Genomic DNA, 5,293 nt, shown 5'->3' on the forward strand with positions numbered 1-5,293 from the left:
TCTGTTTGGCCAGACGCCGCAAGCCATGCTCGGCAAACCCGGCGGCGATTTCCTCCCGGCGAACGCTGTCGCGCTTTTCGAGCAGAGCGAAGGTGAGGTCCTTGCGACCGGGCGGCCGTACGAAGTGGAAGAGAATTTCGAGGTCGATGGCGCCAGCCGATCGCGTATCGTCAGGAAGAGCCGCGTCGGCATGGCCAGCGGCCGCAACTATGTTGCCGGCTTCCTGTTCGATATTTCCGAAATGAAGCGCCGCGAGACGGAAGCGCAGGATGCGCGCAAGCATCTCGCCAGCGTGCTGGAATCCTTGCCGGCCGCCGTGATCATCTACGATCGCGACGACAGGTTCGTTTTCGCCAACCGCAAGATCCAGGATACGCTGCCGGCCTTGAAGCCGGCATGGCAGCCCGGCTGCACATTCCGCGAGGCACTCGTTCTGGGCCATGCGAACGGCTATTTCCGCGACAGCGGCGATCCACAAGTCGACCAGCTCTACGACAGCGACCATGACCGCTGGCTGGATGCGATCCTCGCCCGCTACCGCTTGCCCAATTCCTGCTACGAGCGTCATAACCCCGACGGCCGCTGGTACCAAGTCTACGACATGCGGACCGATGATGGCACCTTCATCGGTGTTCGCGTTGACATCTCCGAGATCAAGAGCCGCGAGGCGGCATTGCGCGATTCGATGCGCCAGATCGACCTGTTCCGGCACGTGATGGACGAGTTGCCGGTGGCCGCCTTCATCAAGGCGCAGGACCTGAGCATAGAATTCGTCAACAAGGCCTGGTGCGCGATCACCGGCTTGGCCAAGGAGGATGTCATCGGCCGCACCGACCGGCAGTTGTTCGGTGCGCAGGACGCCGATGGCTACAGCCATGACGACACGCAAGTCGCCGTGACGGGCGCCGTCAGGGAGGTCGAGGAACCCGTCACCCATCGCGACGGCACGGTTCGGCAGTTGATGACGCGCAAGAGCCGCCTGGTGACGCTGGACGGGTCGGTGCATCTGGTCGGTTCGAGCACCGACATCACCGACGTCAAGGCGCGCGAGCGTGCGCTGGAAGAGAGCATGCGCGAGAACGAGGTGTTCCGCAGCCTGATCGACAACGTGCCGGTATCGATCTACGCCAAGCGCTCCGATCTCCGGCAGTTCTATGTCAACAAGGGCTGGTGCGATCTCACGGGCTTCCGCAAGGAAGAGGCTATCGGCAAGACCGACATCGAGATTTTCGGGCCGGATGGCGAGGCTTTCGTCAATGGCGACCTCGCCGTGCTGCGCACCGGCGAAACCCAGGAGGTCGAAGAGACGGTGACGTTGGCCGACGGCAGCGTCAGGCATCAATTCGCCCGCAAGGGCGCGATGATCGCCTCCGACGGCTCGCTCTATTTGATCGGCTCGACCACCGACATCACCGAGCTGAAGATGCGAGAGGCCGAACTGCGCGAGGCGCGTCAGCGCGCCGTGCTCGCCGACCGCGCCAAGTCGGAATTCCTCGCCAATATGAGCCATGAGATCCGCACGCCGATGAACGGCGTGCTCGGCATGGCCGAACTGCTGGCCAAATCGGACCTCGACCCGAAGCAGAAGACGTTCACCGACATCATCGTGAAATCGGGCAATGCGCTGCTCACCATCATCAACGACATACTGGACTTCTCCAAGATCGATGCCGGTCAGCTGGTGCTCGATCCGGCGCCCTTCAATCTGGCCGAGGCGATCGAGGATGTGGCGACACTGGTGTCGACACGAGCCAAGGAAAAAGACCTCGAGCTGATCGTGCGTGTCGAACCTCGGCTCGAGAGCCTGTTCGTCGGCGATGTCGGCCGTATCAGACAGATCGTCACCAACCTGCTCGGCAACGCGGTGAAATTCACCGATGAAGGCCATGTGCTGGTCGACGTCACCGGCGAGAGGGTTCCGACCGGAACGAAGCTGACGATCTCGGTCACCGATACCGGTATCGGTATCCCCGAGGAAAAACTGAAACTGGTGTTCGAGAAATTCAGCCAGGTCGACACCTCTTCGACGAGGCGGCATGAGGGAACCGGCCTCGGTCTTGCCATCACCTCGCGGCTCGTCGAACTGATGGGCGGCGACATCGGGGTCGAAAGTGCGGAAGGCAAGGGCTCGACTTTCTGGTTCTCGGTGACGCTGCCGCGGGCCGGACAGCAGAACGGACAGCGCATCATGCCGATCGACGTGACCGGTGCGCGTGTGCTGATTGTCGACGACAATGCCGTCAATCGGGCCATCCTGACCGAACAGATGACATCGTGGACGTTCGATTCCTGCGCGGCCGAAAGCGGCGCCGAAGGCCTCAAGGTACTGATCGCCGCCGCTGCCTATGGTGTCCCGGTCGATTGCGTCGTGCTCGACTACCAGATGCCTGGAATGAGCGGCGCCGAAATGGCGCGGATCGTGCGCAGCACCGCCGGCCTTGCCGGCATGCCGATCATCATGCTGACCTCGGTCGACCAGTCGCTCGCCAACACCAGCTATCGCGATCTTGGCATCGATGCCCAGCTGATCAAGCCGGCGCGCTCCTCGGTGCTGCTGGAAACGCTGGTCGCCACCATCCAGCGGCATCGCCACAACACGAGCGGCAGCGACGCGCAGCCGCTCGCAGCCGACGTCGCTGCGGGTTATGTGATGCGGACGCAGCCCTCGGCGCCGTCCGAACAGCGGGCGCTGCTGCAGCCGCGCTCAATTCGCCCCCGGCCACCGGTGGCGGCTGGCGGCGACAGGCTGGATATCCTGGTGGCCGAGGACAATGAGGTGAACCAGATGGTGTTCACCCAGATCCTCGGCGAGACCGGTTATGGTTTCGAGATCGTCGGCAATGGCCGCAAGGCGCTCGACGCCTTCGGCCGGCTGAACCCGTGCATGATCCTGATGGATGTCTCCATGCCGGAGATGAACGGTCTCGAAGCAACCGCCGCCATTCGCCGGCTGGAGGAAGAAACCGGCACCCATGTGCCGATCGTCGGCGTCACCGCGCATGCGCTGAAGGGCGACCGCGAGCGCTGCCTGGAGGCAGGCATGGACGACTATCTGCCCAAGCCGATCAGTCCCCGGGCGTTGCTCGAGAAGGTCGAGCGCTGGGTCGGCGCCAGCCGGCAGGCGCAGCGCAACGCCGGGTAAGGCCGGCTCTGCCCGAGTACCGGGAATACGGCGAAGATTCGCGCCCCTGTCAGCGGCCAAGACTATGGTGCGATCGCACCATATGAAAGGCGGCATCCAGCCGAGACAATGGCGACATTCGAATTCCGCTCTTCCCAGTTACGGGCGGGAGCAGCGACCGCCGGCATGAGACAGCGTCAACCTACCCCAACGGACCTGTTTTCGGCGATGGCCCGGCCACGACACCGTCTGGCTGAGAGCAACGCGCTCCCGTCCGGCTTTTCTTCATAAAGGCCGGCTGATCCCCAAATCGCCGGCCAGCCTCGACCGAATCGAGCAAGTCCCTGATTCCGGTGACAAAGCGGGGCTGCGTCGGGAGTGCCGGCCAGGCGGCATTCTGCTCATCCCGATGACGCGTTACCGGGGTGACATCAAACTGTCATGCGACTGTTATAATCGAAGGCTATTGGCCTCAGCGGGCGCCGACTGACGAGCGCCGAGAGACCATCTTCCGAACAGGATCAGGCCACATGAAGAAATTCCTCTATACGGCGTCGGCCGCTGCGCTTGCGCTCGCCGCGACGTCCGGCTTCGCCGCCGCGCGCGACCAGATCCAGGTCGCCGGGTCATCGACCGTGTTACCTTATGCCAAGATTGTCGCCGAGCAGTTCGGCGAAACATTCACCAACTTCAAGACCCCGGTCGTCGAATCCGGCGGCAGCGGCGCGGGCATCAAGGAATTCTGCAAGGGCGTCGGCGAAGACACGATCGACATCGCCAATTCGTCGCGTCCGATCAAGGCGGACGAACTCAAGTCCTGCGCCGACGCCGGCGTGAAGGAAGTCCAGGAAGTCCGGATCGGCTATGACGGCATCGTCTTCGCCACCGACATCAAGGGCCCGGATTGGGCGCTGGTTCCCGCCGACATCTACAAGGCGCTGGCAGCCAAGCTGGTCGTCGACGGCAAGCTCGTCGACAATCCGAACACCAAGTGGAGCCAGGTCAATCCGAAGCTGCCCGACTGGGACATCGCCGCCTACATTCCGGGCGAAAAGCATGGCACGCGCGAAGTGTTCGAGACCAAGCTTCTCGATGCCGGCTGTGACAAGGCTGCTCTCAAGGCCGCCGGCATTGCCGACGACAAGGAAATCGGCAAAACCTGCATCGCCATCCGCAAGGACGGCAAGGCCGTCGACATCGATGGCGACTATACCGAGACGCTCGCCCGCATCGACTCCAACAAGACCGGCGTCGGCGTGTTTGGCCTCGCCTTCTATGAGAACAATGCCGACAAGCTGAAGGTCGCCACCGTGGAAGACGTCGTGCCTTCGACCGAGACGATCGCCAGCGGCAAGTATCCCGTCTCGCGCCCGCTGTTCTTCTACGTCAAGAAGGCGCATCTGGGCGTCGTTCCCGGCCTCAAGGAATATGTCGAGTTCTTCCTTGACGACCAGATGGTTGGCCCGGAAAGCCCGCTCGCCGAATACGGCCTCGTTGCTGCTCCGGATGCCGAGCGTCAGGCCCAGCGTGACGCTTTCGCCGCCGGAAAGTCGATGTAATCAGCTGCCGAACCGGGGTGCGGGCCAAATCCCGCGCCCCGGTTTCATCGCAGGCCGCAATGGCGGCTGCGTAAGAATTTCTCTTGGGGTGGGTCCATGTCGTCCTTGCTCGTACTGGCCATCGTCGTTGCCGTCGGCCTGGTTGCCTTTTTCATCGGTCGGCAACGTGCCGCGGCCCAGGACAATGGCAAGGTCAAGCCGCATTCGCGCGCCCACTATCATGGCTGGTGGGCCTTCCTGCTCGCCGTTCTGCCTGCTCTTTTGCTGCTTGCCGTCTGGACCGTCGGGTCTTCCGTCTATCTTGACCGACACATTCACACTGCCTTGCCCGAGCGCACCGTCGACAGCAAGGTTGCCAGTGAGGCACTGGATGTCAGCCTCGTAAAGAGCCTCGCCAGGGGCCTGCGCAAACTCGATGCCGGCACACTGGCCGCAATGCCTGCCAGCTTTGCCGAGCTGCAGCCGCTGCTCGCCGCCAAGGGTGTGGCACTGGCGAGCGACACGCAGGATTACATGATCCCGATCGCCGTCGAGGCGAACAAGGTCCAGGACCGGCTCGGCCTGTTCGGCGCCATTGTCATTCTCGTTTCCTCGATCGCCGGCGCCTTCTATG

Annotated in this window: 3 protein-coding genes; all 3 read left to right on the plus strand. The window is 63.0% G+C overall.

Annotation, left to right across the window (positions count from 1 at the left end):
• A partial coding sequence (locus EN893_RS17405; protein ID WP_128361664.1) for a response regulator occupies positions 1–3,142 on the plus strand: 3,142 nt, incomplete at its 5' end.
• Between the two features lie 509 nt (positions 3,143–3,651).
• Complete coding sequence (locus tag EN893_RS17410; RefSeq protein ID WP_127271977.1) at positions 3,652–4,680, plus strand: substrate-binding domain-containing protein; 1,029 nt, start codon at positions 3,652–3,654, stop codon at positions 4,678–4,680.
• Between the two features lie 96 nt (positions 4,681–4,776).
• A partial coding sequence (locus EN893_RS17415) for a phosphate ABC transporter permease family protein (protein WP_206640132.1) occupies positions 4,777–5,293 on the plus strand: 517 nt, incomplete at its 3' end.

It is taken from the genome of Mesorhizobium sp. M7A.F.Ca.CA.004.04.2.1 (assembly GCF_004022825.1).
GTDB lineage: Bacteria > Pseudomonadota > Alphaproteobacteria > Rhizobiales > Rhizobiaceae > Mesorhizobium.